Below are 21,136 nucleotides of genomic sequence, written 5' to 3'. Positions count from 1 at the left end.
CGGGCGCGAGGATCGCGTGCAGGGACCGTTCAATGGCCCCCGCGGCGGCGCCCGGCGCCCAGCTTGCGGGTAAGGGTATTGCGGCCGAGTCCCAGGCGGGCAGCGGCTTCGGCGCGGCGGCCATGGGTGATCTGCAGCGCGGCCTCCAGCAGGGCATGGTCGACCCGCTCGCGCACCTGCGCGTGCAGCCCTTCCACGCCTTCGGCCAGCTGACGGCGCGCCCATTCGGCCAGCAGCGCTTCCCACTGGCCCGGATCGGCTGCGCTGGCACTGTTGCGGCGGCCGCGCGCGCGGTTCAGCGCGGTATCGACATCGGCCACGCCGATGGTGTCGGCGGCGGCCAGCGCGGCCATCCGCCAGCACACGTTCTCCAGCTCGCGCACGTTGCCCGGCCAGTCGTGCTCGCGCATCGCCTGCAGGGCCGCAGCGGTGAGGCGCTTCGGCGGCGTGTCCAGCTTGCGTGCGGCGGCGGCCAGGAAGGTGCTGGCCAGTTGCGCGATGTCCTCGCGGCGCTCGCGCAGCGGCGGCAGCTGCAGGCGCACCACGTCCAGGCGGTGCAGCAGATCGGCGCGGAACTTCCCCTGCGCGACCAGGCCTTCCAGATCCTGGTGGGTGGCGGCCACCACGCGCACGTCGACGCGGATCAGCTCGCGGCCACCGACGCGGAAGAACTCACCCTGCGCCAGCACACGCAGCAGGCGGGTCTGCAGCGGCAACGGCATGTCGCCGATCTCATCCAGGAACAGCGTGCCGCCGTTGGCCTGCTCGAAGCGGCCGATATGGCGGCGTTGCGCACCGGTGAAGGCGCCCGCTTCGTGGCCGAACAGCTCACTTTCCAGCAGTTCGGCCGGAATCGCGGCGGTATTGAGCGCGACGAACGGGCCCTGCGCACGCGGCGATTCGCGATGCAGCGCATTGGCCACCAGTTCCTTGCCGGTGCCGGTCTCGCCGGTGATCAGCACCGCCAGCGGCGCCTGCGCCAGGCGACCGATGGCGCGGAACAGCGCGCGCATCGGCGGCGTATCACCCACCAGTTGCGGCGGCAGGTCGCTATGCGCTTCCGCCGCAGGCGTGGGCGCCGCCAATGCCGGCGCAACTGCCGGCAGCACACGCTGCGCCAGCGCCACGGCATCGTCCAGGTCGAACGGTTTGGACAGGAATTCATGCGCGCCACCGCGGAACGCGCCCGCGGTGCTGGCCACGTCGGTATAGGCCGACATCACCACCACCGGCAGCTGCGGCAGCGCGGCCTTGAGCTTGTCCAGCAGCACCAGGCCATCGTCGCCGGGCATGCGCACATCGGTGAACAGCAGCGCCGGCGGCGGGCCTTCGCTCAAGGCCTGCAGGGCGGGCGCGGCGCTGTCGAAATCGACAACCTGGTAGCCCGCCTCGCGCAGCGCGGTGCACAGTACGAAGCGCACCGCACGGTCATCGTCGACCACCCAGATGCGCTGCGCGGTGGTGGGGGACTCAGACATCGCGCGGGGCCTCCTCGGCCGGGGCGGCGCCGTTGCCGATCGGCAACAGCAGGGTGAACACGGTATGGCCCGGACGCGAACGGTAGGTCAGCGTGCCGCGATGCTCGCGCGCGACCTGCTGGGCCAGTGCCAGGCCCAGCCCGGTGCCTTCGGCACGGCCACTGACCAGCGGCAGGAACAGGTGTTCCGCCAGTTCCTCGGGCACGCCACGGCCGTCGTCGGCGATTTCCAGGCGCAGCGCCAGCGTGTGCAGCTGCTCGGCGATGCGCACGCCATGCTCCACCCGGGTGCGCAGGGTGATGCTGCCGGCGCCGGCCTGGATCGCGTTGCGCACCAAGTTCCACACCGCCTGGGTGAGGCGGTCGGCGTCGCCGTGGAATTCGGGAATGCTGGGGTCGTAGTCGCGCTGCAGGCGTACCGCCCAGCCGGCCTCGTTCTCGGCCAGGCGCAGCACGCGCTCCAGCGCGGCATGGATGTTCAGTTCGGCATGCGGTGCGGCCGGGGCCGGCGACAGCAGCTGGTCGAGCAGGCCGTTGAGGCGTTCGATCTCCGACCCGATCAGCTCGATCAGCTCGCGTTCGCTGGCATCGCGCTGGGCCGCGCGGCGGGCCAGCAGCTGGGCCGCGCCCTTCAGCCCGGCCAGCGGGTTGCGCAGCTCGTGGGCCAGCCCCTTCAGCGCTGCGCTGAGCGCGCTGGGCAGGGCCTGGGTCGGGTCGAGCCCGGGAAATTCATCGACCGGATGCGCCTCCAGCAGCCAGCCTCCATCGTCGCGGCGGCTCATCCAGCCCTCGGCGAAGCGCGGTGCCTCGCCGGGCACCGCCAGCGCCAGCCGGTTCAGGCGCAGGCTGTCGCGCTCATCGCGGGCCAGGAAATGGGCCAGCGCCTCGCCCTGCACTTCCAGTGCGGCCAGCGGCCGGCCCAGCAGGCGCCGGACACTGACACCCAGCCAGCGGGCAAAGGCCGGATTGCAGCCGGCAATGCAGCCATCGGCCCCGGCCCAGGCCAGCGGCGTGCCCAGGGCATCGAGGGACGGCGGGGGTGCGGGGTCGGACATTGCACCAATGTAGTGCAAAACGCGGGGTTCGGGGTCGGATCCCTTTCCGTCAGGAAAGGGCTCTGACCCCAGCCGGGCAGCGTTACACCGGGTAGCCGGTGGCTTCCCGGGCCTTCTTCCAGGCGCTTTCGAATTCGCGCGCGGAGATTTCGTCGTCTTCGTCGAAATCCAGGAACGACACCGGCTGGTCGGCCAGCAGGAAGCGGTCGTCGCTGTGGGCATGCTCGTCGGCCCAGACCATCTTGGTGCCGTAGATTTCCACCTGGCGCACGATCTTCTCGCCGCGTGCTTCCATCAGCACGTTGCCCTTGCCCAGGCCCGATTCGGCCCAGTGCTTGTAGTACTTCTTTGCGGCCGATTTCGCGCCGGATCTTGCGTTGTGCTTTGCGTAGGTCATTGCAGGGGTCCTGGCCGCAGGCGCGGCCGGAAAGTTCGGAATGGCGCCATTATCAGGCATCCGGGGGCCAACCTACTGCGGCAACGCCACGCCCTTCGGCCACAGCATCCAGATGTTGCCCTTCTGCTTCATGTCGCCGGCCAGCTTGCCGGCGGCATCGCCGCTGCCCCAGTACAGGTCGGCGCGCACTTCACCGGCGATGGCGCCGCCGGTGTCCTGCGCGGCCACCGGTCGCACCACCGGGCTGCCGTCCGGGCGCGTGGTGGACAGCCACAGCAGGCTGCCCAGCGGCACCACGGTGCGATCCACGGCGACGCTGTAGCCGGCGGTGAGCGGCACGTTCAGTGAACCGCGTGGACCCTCCGGGCTGTCCGGATTGCGCACGAAGAACACGTAGCTGGGGTTGCTGCGCAGCAGCTCCGGCACGCGCGCGGGGTTGGCCCGGGCCCAGGCGCGGATCGCGTCCATGGTGACGTCTTCCTTCTTCAGCTGGCCCTGGTCGACCAGCCAGCGACCGATGGCGCGATACGGGTGGCCATTCTGCTCGGCATAGGCCAGCCGCACCTGCGTGCCGTCTGCCAGGCGCACCCGGCCGGACCCCTGGATCTGCAGCAGCTGCAGGTCCATCGGATCGGTCAGCCAGGCCAGCACCGGGGCCTTGGCGCCCTTGGCCGCGATGGTGCCGGCGTCGTCATAGGGCTTGAGCACCTTGCCGTCGAGGCGACCGCGCAGGCGCTTGCCCTTCAGTTCCGGGTAGACGCTGTCCAGCTGCACCACGATCAGATCATCCGGCGTGCCGTAAACCGGTACGGTGGCAGCGGCCGTGCGGGTGAGGCTGCCGGCGTAGATCGGCTCGTAGTAGCCGGTAATCAGCCCATCGGCCTGGTGACCGCCGGCACGCAGCGCATAGACATCGAGGTCGCGCTGCAGGAACTGGCGGATCGCGGCCGGGTCCTTGTCCGATACCGCGGCGGCGGCGGCGCAGGGCTTGGCCCAGACCGCATCGTTCTTCAGGCGGGTGCAGCTGCTGCGCCAGGCAACGAAGCCGGCCTGCAGGTCGCTGTCGGCGACCGGCGGCAGCGCACTCCAAGCGGCCTTGGCATAGGTGGCCGCGGGCGGCGTGACCGGCGTCGGCACTTCGGATCCAGTGCGGGGAGCGGTGGTGGAGCAGCCTGCGAGCACGGCCGCTGCCAGCAGGATGCAGTGCTTGCGCTTGAAGAAGGTGGCGGAATCGATCATGCCGCCATGGTGGCCGGCCGGCCGCTGGGCGGCAACCCAGCGCGGGGTCAAGCGTTCATGCGCGTGGTCACGGCGTCTGCAGCAGCAGCGAGTGCAGGATGCGGGCGTCTTCGGCATCCAGCGTCTTCGGCAGGTCGTCGCGGCCACGGAAACGGCGGTGGAAGGCAGCGACGGTGGCGTCGCGGTTGTCCAGCGGATAGCCGAAACGGGCCAGCGCATTCCACGCGTCGAAGCCTTCCGGCGCAGCACCATCGGCCGCACGCGGCCAGACGCCGAATCCGGCCTCGGCCAGCTGCTGCCACGGGAAGAACCGGCTCGGATCCTGCTTGCGCGTCGGCGCCAGGTCGGCATGGCCGATCACCTGTCGCGGCGAAATGTTCAGGCGCGTGGTGAGATCGCGCAACAGCACGATCAGCGATTCGATCTGCGCCGCACTGAACGGGCTGCGGCCATCGTTGTCGAGCTCGATGCCGATCGAGGCGGAGTTGAGATCGGTGATGGTGCCCCAGCGCCCGGCCCCGGCGTGCCAGGCACGGCGCTCATCGGCGACCAGCTGGTAACGATGGCCATCGGCGCCGATCAGGTAGTGCGCACTGACCGGTCCACCGCTGTTGGCCGTGCGCAACGTATGCAGGCTCTGCTGCACCGACTTCTGTTCGGTGTGGTGGATGACGATGATGACCGGCGTGCGCGCGTTCTGGTTGGGTGACGGCACCCAGGTGGCGAGCGGGTTGTGCTGCACGGGCGCGGTGGCGGTGCAGGCCGCCAGGGCCAGCGCCAACAGTGTGGAAGCCAGGAGGCGGGGGCTGATCATGGGCAGATTGTAACCATGGACCGCAGCCGTGGTTCGGCGCAGCGCGCCGATCGTCCAGACACCCCTTGGCCCTGAAACCGGATATTCGACAGTCAAAATTCGCCTAATGACCTGCACGAGTCCAAAGGAACAATTGCACGCAGAAAAGCCTGCCCGACACCAGCCACAGCCCCACCCCCAATAACAACCAAAATAATCAAAAATCCGTAACTTCAATCAGACCCTAAAGTACCAACTAGCACCCGAAAACAGCTGACATCAAACTATCACTTCAAATACCAATTCATCCCTAAAAAGCGTAAGCCTTGAAACTTCCGCAATGGACGCAAGGTCTCTCCGGGTCGTCCCTTCGCGAACTACTCCCGATATGAGGATCTCATCAAAGTATGAGGCAACACCACCAACCCATCCTCCCACGGCCTCATCAAGCAATCTTTCGAGACCAGGTGAACTCACCTCCACCCTAAGATCAGAAAATTGATGATCACGACTATCTACCAGAAAGCATTCCCTACCACGAACAACCAGAAAAGCCCTCAACGATACAACGCTTCCATACAGAGCCGGAAAATCAATACAAGAGAATTTTTCGAAACCATCAGACATTAAATATCACCTATTTACTAGTAATAATTGCTTCACCAGAGAATTTTCTTTTAAACTCATCAATGGGCGTGAAATACTGCCTGCCCATTGCAGGGTCACGTATGGCAACTACATATTGCCCGTTCCTCATCGTAACACCGTCCACGACAACAGCATGACCTCCTCGATCCAAGCTCATTCTAACGATTGCAGGATCACCCTTCGCTGTTGCTTCCGCGAGCTCTTCAATAGTGACCGACGCCCTTCTGGTTGAAGAAAGTCCGTTGTTTCTTAGAACTTGGGCCAAGGCAGGCATAGTGGTCCCTTCAGCTCTTACATTGGACTGTATGATAATGGCGCCCAGGTCCACCTTTTTACCGGCGGTATCCAGCACCATTGCACAAGAAGTCGGCCCACAGGTGGGAAGCTGTCCCTGATCAATTAGCAGCCTATCCCCGAAACGCGGGAGACTTGAACTACTTGGGTTGCCCGGCTCAAGTTTGCCGATGACATCGCCTGATGGTGCATCTGAATGAGGCGTTCCATCTTTGACGCCGACTGCTGGCTTCGCACCTTCCACGCCATTCGTTGCGACCTCCCTCTCCAACGCCGCCAGCTTCCTGGCCTTCGCGGCCGCCCGCATCGCGGTGACATCACCCAGGCTGACCACGGCCAATGCGACGTCCAGTCCCATGTCGCCCTTGATGAAGCCGTTTGCTGCCACATCTGCCAGGTTCCACTTCTGGTTCAGGCCCAGCTCGTAGGTCGCCGCATCCCAGCCGTTCCCGAAGTAGCCTGAAATGGACGACCAGGCGCCGGCACCCTTTTCCTTCACGACACCCCAGCCGCCAATTTCGCCGATGCGCTGGAAGTCGTTCAAGGCCTGCTTGGTGCTCTCAATGGACATGTAGATGGCATTCATCTTCGCCATGTCCATGACCATTCCACCCGCGTTGGTCACCACGCCTGCTCCCGAGCCCACCTTGTCGAACAGCAGATTCAGTGCCGCGTTGGCTGCCGCCTCCTGTGTCTTCCCATTCAACGCGAGCACGCCGGCGGTGAATGGATCGCAGCGCCCTGCCGCTGCACAGGTGATCTTGTAACGGGCATCCAGCGAGGACGTATGCGTCAGCAGATCGGAGGCGACCTGGCCACCATTGCCCTTCGTCAGTGCCGCCTGGGCCAGATCAAGGCCATTGTCCTTGATCCATCGCAGATAGGTGGAATCATTCTGGGTAAGTGACCAATAGGCGTCACCCAGCTTCGTCTGCTCTGCGCGGCAGGCAGGCGAATCGGCAGCCGCGGTACATGCAGCAATCAGTGCCGCATTGCGCGCGTCCGACAGTGCTGCCAGCTCCTTCTGTTCGCCGCAACGCTTCCCGCTCTTCATGCAGCTCAGCATGGCGTCGAGGAACTGCATGCGCTCGGCATGATTCAGATAGTTGTTCTCGACGGAGTTCCTGGCGATGGTGGCTCCCAACGCCGCACCCATGGCTCCGTCTCCACCAATCCCACCTGCCATCGCGCCGACCGCCTGGCCCAATGCCTTGATCTGCTGTTCCTGCTCCGGAGTCAGCTGCCCGCCATTCTGCCGCGCGTAGTAGTCACCCAGGAATTTGGCTGCCAGTTCACCCCCTCCGGCAGCAGCGGCTCCGGTACCCGCCGAACCCCCATTCGCCTCCGCAAGCAGCGCGCCCAGAAGCGCATGCGAGAGCATCTGCATCGCCTCACTGGGGACGGCGCTCTGCTTGTTGGGATCGAATGTCTTTCCAATCAGCTCAGCGGCGTAGGGCGCGAGTGTGTTCGAGATGACCTGACCACCCGCCTGCCCTGCCACGCCGCCGACCAGCGCGGTGGAGACCGCGTTGAGCGCACGGCCATAGGTACCGTCGGGTGCCCACTTCTGCTGCGTGACCAGCGCATCAGGGTAAGAGCTGTCAAAGCCGGCAAGGGCGGTGTACTGGTCCTTGGGACTGAGGTTGGCAAAGGCCTCCTTCTCTGCGGCGCTCTTACCCTCCAGGTAGGCATCGGTGATCTTGTTGATCCCATAGCTGCCAATGTCCGATGCGATCTGCTTGCTGGTGGCCAGTACTGTGCCGGCTGCGTTCGCCAGTGCCTGCTGGTCGGCCAGCATCTTGTTGGCATCAGGCATCGCCTCCAGCGCACGGTGTGCCGCAGCCGCATCGGTATTGACACCAAGTTCGGCCGCCGTGGTCTTCCTGCCGCCGATGGTGATATTGCCCTCGGTCAGTGTTGCACGCGTGCTTGAGCTGTCGCTGCCACTTTCATGCATCGGCAGTCCACCGCCGAACGCGATACCATCCACGCCGCCGAACGTTCCGGATTTGATGTTGCTGCCGATGCCTTGCAGCTGCTCAACCGCTCCCACACCCTTGTCCGTCGGGCCCTTGCCACTGCTGCCGAAGCCACCACTGATGCTGCCCGACGTGGCCTTGTAGTCCATGTGGTTCTGCAGGTCGGTGAACGTCAGCGAATCCGCAGTCAGTTCACTGTTGCCCGCATTGGTGCTGGCAATCGTGCCGCCCACCAGGTTCACGTGACCTGCATCGACGTGGTACCCGCCATTGCCGGCAAACAGGCCGCTCTGCTGGCCAACACCCTGATAGCTGCCGTTGGCCTTGCCCGCACTGGCATACCCGTCAGCATTCCATGCGGTACCGAACGACACCTGCACGCGACCGCCCACCTGGCTGTTCTTCGACATGCTCTCGGCGATGTCCTGCAGCGATTCGATGGTCAGCGTCCCGCCGGTCTTGACGTCGATGCGATCAGCGGTCGCCGTGGCGCCACGCAGCGTGGTATCGCCCTCGGCCTTCATCGAAATGTTCTTGCCTGTCAGTGTGGTGTTCTGCCAGGTGCTGCTCTCGGCATTGGACTTGCTGCTGCCGACGCTCGCTTCGGCGTACACATACACACCGGTCTGCGCGCCCACCGCAACGCCCACGCCGACTTCGGCGCCGGCATTGCTGCTCTTGCTGCGGTCGGCCACATGCGCCTTGCCCGCTTCCAGCAGGATGTCGCCGGCCGAATCCAGACTGAGCGTGTTACCCGCGCTCAGATTGCCCTGCACCACGTGGATGTCGCCCTGGGTACTGGTCAGGTTGACGTTGCCGCCACCTTGGATGGTAGAGCCGCGCGAGACTTGGCTGCTGCCATCGGCACTGCTGCTGGAGGTCTTGAAGCCGACGCCGGCCTCGGCACTGAGCAGTGCCCCGCCTCCGCCCTTGCCGGCCATGCTGGAAATCGCACTGGCCGCTTGATAGGCATTGGCACCAGCAGCAAGTCCCTGCATCTTCTGCAGGCGATCGTCGGACTTGCGCGCGGCGTCGACGTTGTTCAACAGATCGATCAGCGGCGACTTCACCCGCGCGAAGGCACCGATCTTCAGGTCCTTGTCGCTCTGCGAGTAATGACCACTTTCGTCGGCGGTCAGCAGCTCGATCTCGGCAGCGGTGATGTTCACGTCCTTGGCGGCCACTACATTGCTGGCGCTCTGCGTGTACTTGCCACCTGCGGTGAGGTTGACGTTGCCGCCAAGGCTGCCGACAGTGCTGGCCACCTGTGAGACCTGCGCGCTGTCATCGCGATGCTGTTCGCGATGCCAGCCGGAGAACTTCTCGGTGTCGGAGATCTGCACAGTGCCGATCGCCTTGCTGTCGGAGCGGTTGGCATTGCTGACCGTATCCTGCCCGCTACGGATCGTCAGGTCGCCCGCAGCGCGGATGTTGACATCCTTCTCGGCCGCGATGTTGGCGGCGGTCAGGCTGATATCACCCTCGGTGGTGGCCATGCGCACGCCACCACCGACCGACAGCTGGGTGCCGGTGATGGTGTCGCTCTGTCCGGCGCCATCGCTGCGTGAGTTGTTGGTGCCGAACGGCAGCCCAGCGGAGTTGGTGGCGATACCCCAACCCTTGCCACGGCTGTCGCTGCCACTACGCTCGGTGTTGTGCGCGACGTCGAAGACGATGTCCTTGGTGGCCAGCAGGACAGCATCGCCCTCGGCCGACATCTGCGCGCCCTGGCTGGTGATCGAGCCGCCATTGGCGATCAGCGAGAGATTGCCCCCTGCATTGAGGTTGCTGACCCGGGCATCACTGCTGGAGTGGCTCTGGTTGCTGTTCGAGCGCTGGCTGCCGGCCGTGATCGCCGGCAGCACGGCGGCCACACCGGCCGCCACGCCTTCGGCGGTGCGCGTGATCCGGCCCATCATCGTGCCGCTGTCGGCCATGCCTTCGGTGGCCTTGTCGCGTGCGGTGCGGTAGGCCTTGGCGGGATCGTAGGTGACGCCCACCGAGAACCCGCTGGACTTGGTCGACTGGCTGGACTGGGTGTCCTCGGTGTCCTGGCGGGCAATCAGATTGATGTCCTTGCCAACCAGGGTCAGGTCCTTGCCGGCCGCCACGTCCGAGGCAGCGATGGTCAGCTGGTTGCCCGCGTTGATCAGCACGCTGCCCTCGCGCGAGGCAATGGCCGAGCCGACCTGGGTGGTCGACTGCTCGGCAGTGCTGCTGCTGTTCTTCGAGCTGCCGTAACCGATCGAGGCGGTGCCATTGGAGAAGCCACCGGTGAAGCCGGACTTCTTCCTGCTCTCACTGGACTCGCTGCTGTGATGGTCTTCAGCGGAGGTGATCAGCACATTGTTGCCGGCGCCGAGAACGACCGTACCGGTGGCATCGACTACCGCACCCACCGCGGTCAGGTCACGGCCGGCGGTGACGCTCACGCTCTCGCCCATCAGACCGGTGCCGATCGCGTAGCTGTCGCTGCTCTCGGCATGGCGGGTGGTGGTGGTGCTCGAAAGTGTCTTCTTTTTCTTATCGTAACTGTCCAGGCTGAAGTCATGCGTCTCGCTGGCCGAGAGCAGGTTGAGGTCGCGACCGGCGGTGACACTCAACGTGCCATCCGAGCTGGTGGCCTGGGTAGCGGTCAGATTGATATCGCGGTTTGCCCTCAGCACCATGTTGTCGCCAGCCAGCAACTGGCTGCCGCGCACGGTCTCATCACTCTGGCTGATCTGCAGCGAACTGCGCTTGCCGCCTGCATTGAAGTCGCTGCTGCGGCTGTCCACCAGCACCTGGCTGTTGATATCGCCGCCGGCCTGCAGGGCCATGCCGCCATCGGCCTTGATGCGGGTCGCAGCCAGGTTGATGTCCTTGCCCGCTGCCAGCACCACATCGCCGGCGCCCTCAATCGAAGTCACCGCGTGCGTGGTCTGGCTGTTGCTGGTGTGGTTGCGGCTGTCGTGGTTCAGCGCGCTGCTCTGGCCCAGCGTCTGTGCACCGAGGTCCAGGTTGCCGCCGGCAACCAGCTGGGTGATGCCATCCTTGCCGGCATTGCGGATCTCCGCCGCCTTGAGGCCGATGTCACCGCCAGCCACCACCGACAGCACACCGTCGCCGCTGGGATTGGTGACATACAGGCCTGCCACGCGGTCGAGCGTGGTCTTCTGCTGCGACAGGCGATCGCCCTGGTCCTTCCATTCCGTGGTGGTCGAGGCCACGGTGATGTTGCCGCCGGCCTTCAACGCCAGCGCGTCGGTAGCCTTGACGGTGCTGCCGATGATGTCGATGTCCTGCCGTGCCGACAGGCCCACCTGGGCACCGCTGATCTGGCCGCCGGACAGGTTGCGGATGTTGCCGGCATCGATGCTGACCAGCTGGCGGCCGGCAATCGTGCCGCTGTTGACCAGGTCACCGCGCAGCTTGACGTCCACCTCCGCGCCGGCCAGCAATGCGCCATCGTTGCCAAGGTCGCCCGGCAGCACCCGCAGGTAGACCTGCGGCACCAGCGCGCGAACCACCGAGCCATCGGCCAGGGTGACGTCCTTTTCCACCAGCCAGACGATGTCGCTGGTCAGGCGCGCCATCTGCTCGGCCGTGAGCGCTACGCCGGGGCGCAGGCCCCATTCGCTCGCCACTGTGGCACCGGCCTCCAGCAGCGCGCGGTACTGCTCCTCGTCGCTGGCGTGGCCGGTAAGGAAGCGACGGCCGGTGAGTTCGCCGATCTGTTCGCGCACCAGCTTCTGCTCGTAGAAGCCATCACCCAGGCGCTTCTGCGTCTGCGCGGGATCAAAGCCTGCGCGCTGCAGAAGGTAATCCGAGCTGAGCCAGTCACGGTAGCTGGTAAAGCGCGGATCGGTTTCCACGATGTGGCTGCCACGGTTGGCGTCCACGTTGAACAGGCTGGCCGTGGGCGCACTGGCATTCGGGCGGGTGGTCACCACCACGCGCGGGTCAGAACCGGTCGTCGTGGTGGCCTGCTTGCCCTCCACGGCGGTGTTGCCACCACTTCCAGTGTGCTCCCCAGCGCGGACCGTGCCCGGGCCATTGGCATTGGCCTGCCCGGCCTGTGCCGCACTGATGTCCTGCGCCGTGCCGGCACCGGTGCCTGCATTACCGGCCTGGCCCGGTCCTTGTGCACCGGCTGCATCCGCGCGCACACCGTCGGCCTGGGCTACCGCCTGCTGGTGGCCGCCATTGGCGCCCTGCGCCGCGCCGGCCGTGCCCGGCCCCTGCGCATCCACGCTGCCCGCACCCTGGCCGGTGCTATGGCCAGGCCCCTGCACGCTGCCCGCGCCCGGACCGACCGCGCCTGTGCCGCGGCCACCGGTATCCAGCTGCGCCGTGCCCTTGCCGCCACCGGCATTGGGGTTGCTGCCACCGCTGTTGTCGTTGCGCAGGTTGCCGACATCGATGGTGAGCTTGCCGCCCGCCGTTATCGACGAGCCCAGCGCACCGGTCTTCTCGGTGATGGGGGCCGCCTTCCAGCGGCTGGAGGAGCCACCGTACGTGATGGACACATTGTCGAAGGTGCTGGTGCGGGTCAGCTGCTCGGCGGCATTGATCACCTCGGACTGGTCACGGTTCAGGCCGACGATGGCCAGGTCGCGACCCGCGGCGATGTTGGCGAAACGGTTCTCCAGCCGATCAGTGTTGATCCGCATGTTGCCACCCGCATTGATCACGGCATTGTTGCCTGCCGAAACCACCACATCCTCCACGGTAGTGCGGGTGGCAATGCGGGTCTTCTCGTTGCCGCTGGTCTCCTGCGGGTGACGCTGCATGTTGATCAGCGTCGCGTCCGGATTGTCATAGTCCGGATAGGTGATGATCTGCACGCAGGTGGTGGTGCAGGTGCCGTAGGCGTTGTTGTACCTGAGGGTGTCGGTCACGTACTCGACGGGCGGCGAACCGGGCCCCCGGGTGGACAGGTCGCGGAACGGATCCTCCGCCCCCGCACCGAGCTGATCGGGGTTGTTGCGGTTGTCGGCACGGCCGATGTAGTAGACCGTAACGGTGCCGTCCTGCACGTTCAGGCGTTCGCGCGAAGCGCGCGCACCATATGCGCCACCGCGGGCGAAGGCATAGGCACTGGTGTTGCTGGTCAGCCGGATGACCGCCTTGCGGATCTGTTGGCCATCCGGGGTGACATAGGGGGTGTCTTCGAGGATGTCCGACGGATCAAGGTAGTAGATCTCGTACGGCTGGTAGTTCGAAGTCGCCCTGAAATCGCGGTTGTTGTTGGTGGCGTTCTTGAACCAGCCAGGCTGCTCCAGCCGGACCGGCGCGTGCACGGTGGTGACCTTCTCCACGACTACGTTCTCGCGGATGTTGTTCACTGCCAGTGCGGACAGGTCCAGATTGCCGCTGACCTCGATGGTGGAACCGATGTTGTCCACCTTCTGGGCACTGCCTACCGCGCCCAGGCCGTTCAGGGCGCCGCCGATCGCGGCGTCACCATCACTGAAGATCAGGCTCTTGCCGCTGTTGGTCAGCGTGCCGACGCCGAGGTCCAGGCGCTGACGCGCGGCGATGGTGCCCGCACGGTCCGCGCCACCGATGTTGGCGGCGAGGTTGTTGAGCGATCCTGCCTGGATGGCGACGTGGTCACCGTAGATGCGGCCGCTGCCGATGTTGTCGACGGTCGCGGCGGTGATATGGGTGACATTGCCGTCCAGCAGGCCGTAGTTGACCAGTGCGCCACCCGCTGCAAGGCGGGTCAGGCCGATGCTGCTGATCTCGCCGGTGGAGGCGTTGGTGATGTTGCCGGCGTTGATGTTGACGTTGGCGCCGGCCAGCTTGCCGCTGTTGTCCAGGTTGCCCTGGATGGACAGGCTCAGCGTGCCGTTGGCCACCATCTCGCCACGGTTGGTGTGGCTCTGGCCCAGCTCCAGGGTCATGTCACCCTGCGACATCAGCCGGCCGTCGCCGATGATCTCGCGGGTGCGGAGCGTCTGCTGCCGGCCGGCCACCAGGGTGCCTCCGCTGTTGACCAGGGTATCGGCGCGGACATCGGAGGTCAGTGCCGCCGACACCTGGCCACCGCTGTTGTCCAGGCGCTGGTTCACCTGCAGCAGCAGGTTGTCGGCAATCACCTGGCCGTTCTGGTTGTCCAGGTTGCCGGTGGTCACCTGCAGGGTCTTGCCCTGCAAGCCCAGCGCAGGGCCATTGGCCTGGCTGAGCGTATTGCGGTTGTCGATGTAACCGGCCTGCAGGTCGAGGCGGCCGGTCGCGGCCACGAGGCCGCCACTGTTGAGCAGCGCGCCCTGCAAGCCGATGTCGGCATTACCACCGGCGGTTACGCTGCCACCGCTGTTGGCCAGCTGCTGCGCACGCAGCAGTAGATCGGCAGCACTCACCAGCGAGCCGCCACCACTGTTGTCGATGTTGATGGCCTGCACGTCGGCACCGGCCTTGGCGAACACGGCGCCACCACGATTGTCGAGATCGCCGCTGCGGATCTGCAGCGTGCCGCTGCTGACGATGCCATTGCCATTGGAACCGGCATTGATCAGCCGCTGTCCCGCGGTGTTGATGCTGAGTGCCGCCGCCGACTGCAGCAGCCCACCGGTGTTGTCCAGCGCACCACTGCGCAGCTCCGCATTTCCGGAGAGGCTGGCAATGATCCCGCTGCGGTTGTCCAGCGCCTGGCCGCGACTATCCAGCTGCAGGTCGTTGGCAATGATCCGGCCACTGTTGTTGTTCAGGCCACCGGCCGAGACCTGCAGGTGCTTGCCGGCCTGGACCAGGCCGCCGTCGTTGCGCAGCAGATCGGCACTGGTCAGCCGCAGATCCTGCCCCGCGGCCACAGTACCGCCGCTATTGTTGATGGCCTGTGCCTCGGCCAGCAGCGTGCCTCCCGCGGACAGGGTGCCCTTGTCACTGTTGTCGAGCAGTCCGTCCACGCGCACGGTCAATGCGCTGTTGCCATCGCTGTGCACGGTGCCGCCACGATTGTCGAGCGTGCCCGCGCTGATGCCTGCGTTGCCTGTGGTCAGGATGCGGCCGCCGCGATTGTCCAGCGCGTGGGTGATCGCCAAGGTGCTGCTGCCGCTGCCGGCGGCCTGGATCGTGCCCCGATTGTTGAGCAGTTGCGCGCTGCGCAGATCCAGCGCGCCATTGCCGGCAAGAGTGCCTCCGCTGTTGTCCAGCCGATCGCGGGCGGACACCTTCAACGCATCGGTGCCGGAGGCGATGATCGAACCGCCCGCGTTGAGCAGCGTGCCCGTATCCACGGCGATGCGGACCGCGGACAGCGTGCCATCACGCAGGTCGGTGGTCTCGCCGGTCAACTGCAGGGCGCCATTGCTGAGCAGCTTGCCGCCCTGGCCATTCAAGGTGTGCGCGTTGATGGCCAGCGTGCCGGTACCGGCCTGCTGCACGGTGCCGCCGGCATTGCCGAACCGTGCGCTGGTCAGGGTCAGGTCGCCATTGCTGGCGATCAGACCGTTGCCACCATTGTCCAGTGAGGTGGTGGCCTGCACGCCGCTGGCCTGCGTGCCCGTCGCCAGCAGCTTGCCATTCTGGTTGTCGAAGCGGTCGGTATTGATGTTGAAGTGATCGGCACTGAGCGTGGCGTCGCGATGGTCCACAGTCATCGCATCCAGCTGCAATGCGCCTGCCGTGGCGATGCTTCCGGCGGCTCCATCCAGCTGGTCGGCATGCACGTTCAACACGCCCTTGCCTGCATGGACGATGCTGCCCGTGGCGTTGACCAGCTGCCCAGCATCGATACGCAGGTTGGCGGCATTGCTGGCGAGGGTGCCGCCACCGTTGTTGAATCGGCCGGTGACGGAGATCCGGCTGTCGGACGTACCTGCCGAGCTCAACGTGCCGCCTGCATTCGACAGCGAATCGGCTCTGATCTGCTGCGCGCCGTTGGCGGCAATGGTGCCGCCGTCATTGCCCAGCGCGCCGCGCACCTGCAGCGCCATCGCCTGGTTGCCGGTGGCGTTCAGCGTACCGCCCGTGTTGTCCAGCTGCCCGGCCTCGATGCTGACCTGCTGCGCGGCAGTGGTGCCTGCGCTGAGATCCAGCGTCTCACCCTTCAGCTGCAGCTCGCCGTTGCTGACGATGCGGCCGGCGTGGCCCTGCAGTGTGGTGGCATCGATCTGCAGCAGGCCGTCGCCTGCCTGCTCGATGCTGCCGCTGCGGTTGTCCAGCGAAGCCGCCGCCACCTGCATGCCCGCGCCGCTGGCGATGGTGCCCTTGTTGCTGTTGTCGAGCAGGCCATCGGCCTTGACCACCAGCCGTGCTGCGCTGTGCAGCGTGCCGCCCTGGTTGTCGATGCTGCCGGAGGTGATGCCGAGCCCGCCGTTGGCCAGGATGCGGCCGCCGCGGTTGTTGAGGTCCTGGCCGATGATCAGCTGGCTGGCCGCCGTGCCAGCGGACTGCAGCGTACCGCCAGCGTTGACCAGCACGGTGCTGCGCAGATCCAGCCCACCGTTGCTGGATACGGTGCCGCCGCTGTTGTCGATGCGCTCGCGCGCGCTCAGCCACAGCATGTCGCTGCCGGTCGCAGTGAGCGTGCCGCCGGCGGTGATCAGGGTGCCGGTATCCACCTCGATCCGCTTGGCCGAGGTGACACCCGCCCGCAGGTTGGTGGTGGTGCCCTTGAGCAGCAGGCTGCCATTGCTGACCAGCGTGCCGCCAGTACCGTCGAGCGTTCCGGCGTTGATCGACAGCACGCCTTCGCCGGCGTGCTGCACGGTACCGCCGGCATTGCCGAACACCGCCGCATGGACATCCAGGTCGCCGTTGCTGGCCAGCAGACCGCCCTCACCGTTGTCCAGGTTGCCGACCACGTCGATCCGGCTACCCTCTGCACCGGTCGCGATGACCTTGCCGGCCCGGTTGTCGAACGACTGTGCATCCAGTTCGATGCGCTCGGCCTGCAGGGTGGCGCCGCGATGGTCCACGCTGCCCGCCTGCAGGGTGATGCCGCCTGCGGTGGCGATGGTGCCGCCCTGGCCATCCAGTTGCCCGGTGCGCAGCAGCAGGCCCTGGCTGCCGGCATGGCTGAGCGTTCCCTTGACGTTGGTCATGTGGCCGGCATCGATCTTCAGCGCGGCGCCGTTGCTGGCGAGCACGCCGTTGCTGTTGTCGAACAGGCCCGCTACGTGCAGCTCGGTCGTGGCGCTGCCTGCCGAACTGAGCGTGCCACCGCGGTTGGAGAGTTCGCCGGCTTCGATGCGCTGCGCACCGTTGCTGGCGATGGTGCCCGCGTCGTTGGCCAAGCGGCCGCTTACCTGCAGTGCCAGCGTCCCGCTGCCGGTTGCGCGCAGCGCGCCTGCGCTGTTGTCCAGGCTGTCGGCCACGATATCGAGCTGCTCGGCCGCCACGCTGCCGCCGCGGAGATCCAATGACCCGCCCTGCAGTGACAGCGCGCTTGCGGCACCGATGCTGCCGCCCTGGCCCGACAGCGTATCCGCCTCGATGTGCAGCTTGCCGTTGGCGGAGATCGAGCCGCTGCGGTTCTCCAGCTGCGCGGCGCGGATCACGGATGCAGCATCACCGGCAGCAATCAGCGTGCCATGGTCGTTGACGAAGCGGCCTGCGCGCACATCGACGGTGCCATTGCTGCCCAGCGTTCCGCCGGCATTGTCGAGCAGGCTGCGGGCCTGCAGCTGCAGCGCCCCGGTGCCCAGCGCACTCAGTTTGCCGCCCGCGGTGATCACGCTGTCACCGTCGATGCTGATGCGCTGCGCGGTCGTGGTGCCGTTGCGCAGATCGAGGGTGTCGCCCTGCAGCTCCAGCGAACCGTTGCTGAGCAGGGTGCCACCGGCGCCGGTCAGGTCCTGCGTGGTGATGACCAGGCTGCCGGACCCGGCCTGCTGCACGGTTCCACCGGCATTGCCGAAGGTACGCGCGTGGATATCCAGGTTGCCATTGCTGGCCAGGGTGCCGCCATTGCCGTTGTCCAGCGTGCCCTGCACGCGCAGCGTATTGCCGCCGGTGCCGGTGGCGATGATGCGCCCGCCGCGGTTGTCGAACCCGGTCGCCGTGATGTCCAGTTGCGCGGCAGCCAGCGATGCGTCCTGGTGGTCGACCTCGCCCGCAGTGAGCTGCAGGGCGCCAGCAGTGGCGATCTGACCCTTCGCCCCGTCCAGGCGCCCGGTGTCGATGGCCAGGCCGGCGCTGCCCGCATGGCTGAGGGTACCGTTGGCATTGACCAGTGCGCCGCTCTTCAGCTGCAGATTTGTCGCATTGCTGGCGATGCTGCCGCCGCTGTTGTCGAGCGTGCCGTCGACCCGGATCTCCGAAGCCGCCGTGCCCGCCGAGTTGAGCGCGCCGCCGCGGTTGGACAGCGCGCCCGCCTGGACCTGCTGCGCACCATTGGCGCTGATGCTGCCGCCGTCGTTACGCAGCAGGCCCTGCACCTGCAGCTGCATCGCGTTGTTGCCCAGTGACAACAGGCTGCCACCGCTGGTGTCCAGGCCCGTGGCCGTGATCTTCACGTCACGGGCGCGGGTGTTGCCCTTCTGCAGGTCCAGCTGCTGCCCGCTCAACTGCAGCTGGCCGTTGCTGGCGATGCTGCCGCCAACCCCCTGCATGGTGGTCACTTCGATCTGCAGCGTGCCGGTGCCAGCATGATCGACGCTGCCGCCCTCATTCAGCAGGCCATCGGCCTTGATGTCCAGATCGCCATTGCCGGACAGCAGGCCGCGCTGGTTCTGCAGCCGCTGGCTGGCATGGATGCGGCTGGTGCCGGTGCCTGCGGCGATCAGTTTGCCGCCATCGTTGATGAGGATGCCGCCGTTGATGTCCAGCGCACCATTGGCGCCAACGGTGCCGCCGCTGTTGTCCAGGGTGCGCGATACCTGCAGCTGCAGCGCGTCGCTGCCCGTGGAGGTCAGCATGCCACCGGCGGTGGTCAGGTCGCCGGCGCGCACATCGATGCGCTGCGCGGCGGTGGTGCCGTTGCGCAGGTTCAGCGTATCGCCGTGCAGCTGCAGGGTGCCGTTGCTGAGAACGGTGCCGCCCTGGCCCTGCAGGTTGGCGGTGGCAAGGCGCAGGTTGCCAGCGCCCGCCTGCTGCACGGTGCCGGCAGCATTGCCGAAGGACGCTGCATCGATCTGCAGGTCAGCATTGCTGGCCAGCAGGCCACCGTCGCTGTTGTCCAGGTGATTGCGGACGTTGAGCGTACTGGCCTGCTGCCCGGTGGACAGCACGCGGCCGCCACGGTTGTCGAAGTCCTGTGCGGTCAGCTGGAGCTGGCGGGCGACCAGCTGCGCACCGCGGTGGTCGGCACGGCCCAGCTGCAGGCCTGCCACGCCAGCAGTGGCGATGCTGCCCTGCACGCCATCCAGCACCCCCGCACGCAGCAGCAAGCCCTCGCTGCCAGCGTGGTTGATGCTGCCTCGCGTGTTGACCAGGGTGCCGATGTCCAGACCCAGGCGCGTGGCATTGCTGGAGATGTTGCCCTCGCTGTTGTCGAGCTGGCCAATCGTCCAGGTCGTTTCGGCGCTGCCACCGTGGGCAAGGCTGCCGCCGCGATTGATCGCCGACTGCGCCTTCAACTCGAAACCACGGGCGAAGGTCATGCGGCCGCCGCTGTTGTCCAGCTGTTGCACCTGCGCGCTGGCCGCGCCCTGGACCTGCAGGGTGCCACGCATGTTGCGCAGCGCTTCTCCCTGCACCTGCAGGGTGCTTGCGCCCAGCATGCCGTCGCTGTTGTCCAGACTGTTGCGGGCGCTGAGCTGCAGGTCACCACTGGCTTCAATGCGGCCGCCATCGTTGCTCAGGGTTCCGGCGATGTTGAGCAGGCCGGTTGCCAGAGACGGGAGCGGCGTGACCGGCGGGGTGCCGGTGCCAGGGGAGCCGGTGCCCGGAGTACCCGTGCCTGGCGTGCCGGTGCCCGGGTTGCCGGTACCCGGTGTTCCGGTTCCCGGCGTACCTGTGCCCGGAGGGGTGCCGGTCCCCGGCGACGCACTGGCCACGTTGCCGATACGGCCCTGCAGATTGCTGACGTCGGCCGCCTGCAGCTGCAGCGCCTGCGCTCCAAGCTGTTCGATGCTGCCACCGCGGTTGCGCAGCGCATCGGCATTCACGTCGATGCGCCGTGCGTTGAGCGTGCCGCCGCTGTTATCGACATCTGCCGGGGTCTGCAGGCGCAGCTCGCGCTCGGCACTGAGCGTGCCGGGATTGGCGATGCCCGCGCTGGCGTCGATGCGCAGGTCCTGCTGCGCATGCATCGCGCCGGTGTTCTGCAGCCGGCCGTCGGCGGTGACCACCAGCTCGCCAGCCTGTGCGCCGATCTTGCCGGCGTTGCTCACACCCACGCCGTGTTCGTTGCCGACCAGCCAGATGCGGTTGGCGTACATGCCACCCAGCGCGCCCACATCCAGGGCAAAGGTGGGAGGCGCAGATGCAGGCTTCTGCAGCTGCACGCTGCTGTGGTCAGCGCTGACCACGTTGCTGCCCAGGCTGGCCTGCAGCTGGTTGGCCCAGATGCCGGCGTTGACCTGCAGCGAACGGGTGATGATGTCGGTGTAGTCGGCGCGACTGGTATCCAGGCCTGCGCCACCGACACCGATGCTGCCGCCCTGCACGCGATAGCCCTCCAGCACGCCATTGTTCACGATCGGCGTACCGGTGGTGAGGGTCACCCGGCTGGCATTGAGGAAGCCCGCGCCATTGACCTGGATGCCGGCCGGGTTGGCGATGACCACCTGCGCCCGCGCACCCGCCACTTCCACATAGCCATTGAGGTGGCTCGGATTGCTGCTGTTGACCTCGTTGAGGATGACGCGCGCGGTACCTGTGGCCAGCCACGGATTGCCCTGTACCCAGCCGCCCAGCTGGGTCTGCACCTCACCGCGCGAGTTGTTGAGGATGACGCCCTGCTGGCCGACGTCGAACTGCTGGTAGGTATTGCGCGACACCCCACCAGCGCTGGGCGTGGTGATGTTCACCTGGGGCGTGCCGTTGGCCGAGGTGATCACCGTCGGGCGCTGGTTCGCCGGCGCACCGGGGTCTGCGGCAATACGGCCCGGGTCGGCCGGCGCCTGCTGCGCGGACAACGGCTGCACCAGACCCACCCACCCCAGCATCAGCCACAGCGCGAAACTGATCGGACGCAGCGTGCCAACCGCACGGCCTTCCCGGTTGTCGGCGCCGCCGTGCGCGGCGTTGACCAGCTCGGACACAACCTGCATGACCCCGAGCGTACGGTTGAAGACCAGACGGTAGATTCTGTTCACGGCGCTGATTCCTTTCGGTGCTGTTGGGTTGTATGCGCAGCAGGCTGCGCGGTACCGCATCGTG

7 protein-coding genes are annotated in these 21,136 nt (G+C 66.5%); all 7 read right to left on the bottom strand.

From position 1 onward, the window contains the following. Positions 1 to 29: 29 nt before the first annotated feature. The 7 genes from ntrC to ACUZUJ_RS00650 all read right to left on the bottom strand — a co-directional run bounded on the left by ntrC (position 30) and on the right by ACUZUJ_RS00650 (position 21,072). The gene (gene ntrC, locus ACUZUJ_RS00680; RefSeq protein WP_101764676.1) at positions 30 to 1,478 is read right to left on the bottom strand and encodes a nitrogen regulation protein NR(I); all 1,449 of its coding nucleotides are present in this window, start codon (positions 1,476 to 1,478) and stop codon (positions 30 to 32) included. Further along, entirely contained in the window at positions 1,471 to 2,532 is a 1,062-nt protein-coding gene (locus tag ACUZUJ_RS00675) for a two-component system sensor histidine kinase NtrB (protein ID WP_032959394.1), read from the bottom strand. Before ACUZUJ_RS00675 ends, ntrC begins: the two co-directional genes overlap by 8 nt. 82 nt (positions 2,533 to 2,614) lie before the next feature. Then, positions 2,615 to 2,929, bottom strand: coding sequence for a hypothetical protein (locus ACUZUJ_RS00670; RefSeq protein ID WP_008268793.1), 315 nt, complete (start codon positions 2,927 to 2,929; stop codon positions 2,615 to 2,617). A 72-nt stretch (positions 2,930 to 3,001) separates the two neighbouring features. Continuing rightward, the gene (gene mltA / locus ACUZUJ_RS00665) at positions 3,002 to 4,168 is read right to left on the bottom strand and encodes a murein transglycosylase A (protein ID WP_119007405.1); all 1,167 of its coding nucleotides are present in this window, start codon (positions 4,166 to 4,168) and stop codon (positions 3,002 to 3,004) included. Between the two features lie 67 nt (positions 4,169 to 4,235). After that, positions 4,236 to 4,982 (bottom strand): N-acetylmuramoyl-L-alanine amidase, encoded by a 747-nt coding sequence (locus ACUZUJ_RS00660; protein ID WP_119007358.1) that lies wholly within the window; start codon positions 4,980 to 4,982, stop codon positions 4,236 to 4,238. 258 nt (positions 4,983 to 5,240) lie between these two features. After that, on the bottom strand, positions 5,241 to 5,588 hold the full coding sequence (locus ACUZUJ_RS00655; RefSeq protein WP_147416465.1) for a hypothetical protein: 348 nt from the start codon (positions 5,586 to 5,588) through the stop codon (positions 5,241 to 5,243). A 10-nt stretch (positions 5,589 to 5,598) separates the two neighbouring features. Next, positions 5,599 to 21,072 (bottom strand): hemagglutinin repeat-containing protein, encoded by a 15,474-nt coding sequence (locus ACUZUJ_RS00650; protein ID WP_458220608.1) that lies wholly within the window; start codon positions 21,070 to 21,072, stop codon positions 5,599 to 5,601. Between the last annotated feature and the right edge of the window lie 64 nt (positions 21,073 to 21,136).

The organism is Stenotrophomonas sp. S4 (genome assembly GCF_054187805.2).
Note: the sequence above shows the minus strand (reverse complement) of the source record. Positions and strands in the feature narration are given on the sequence as shown.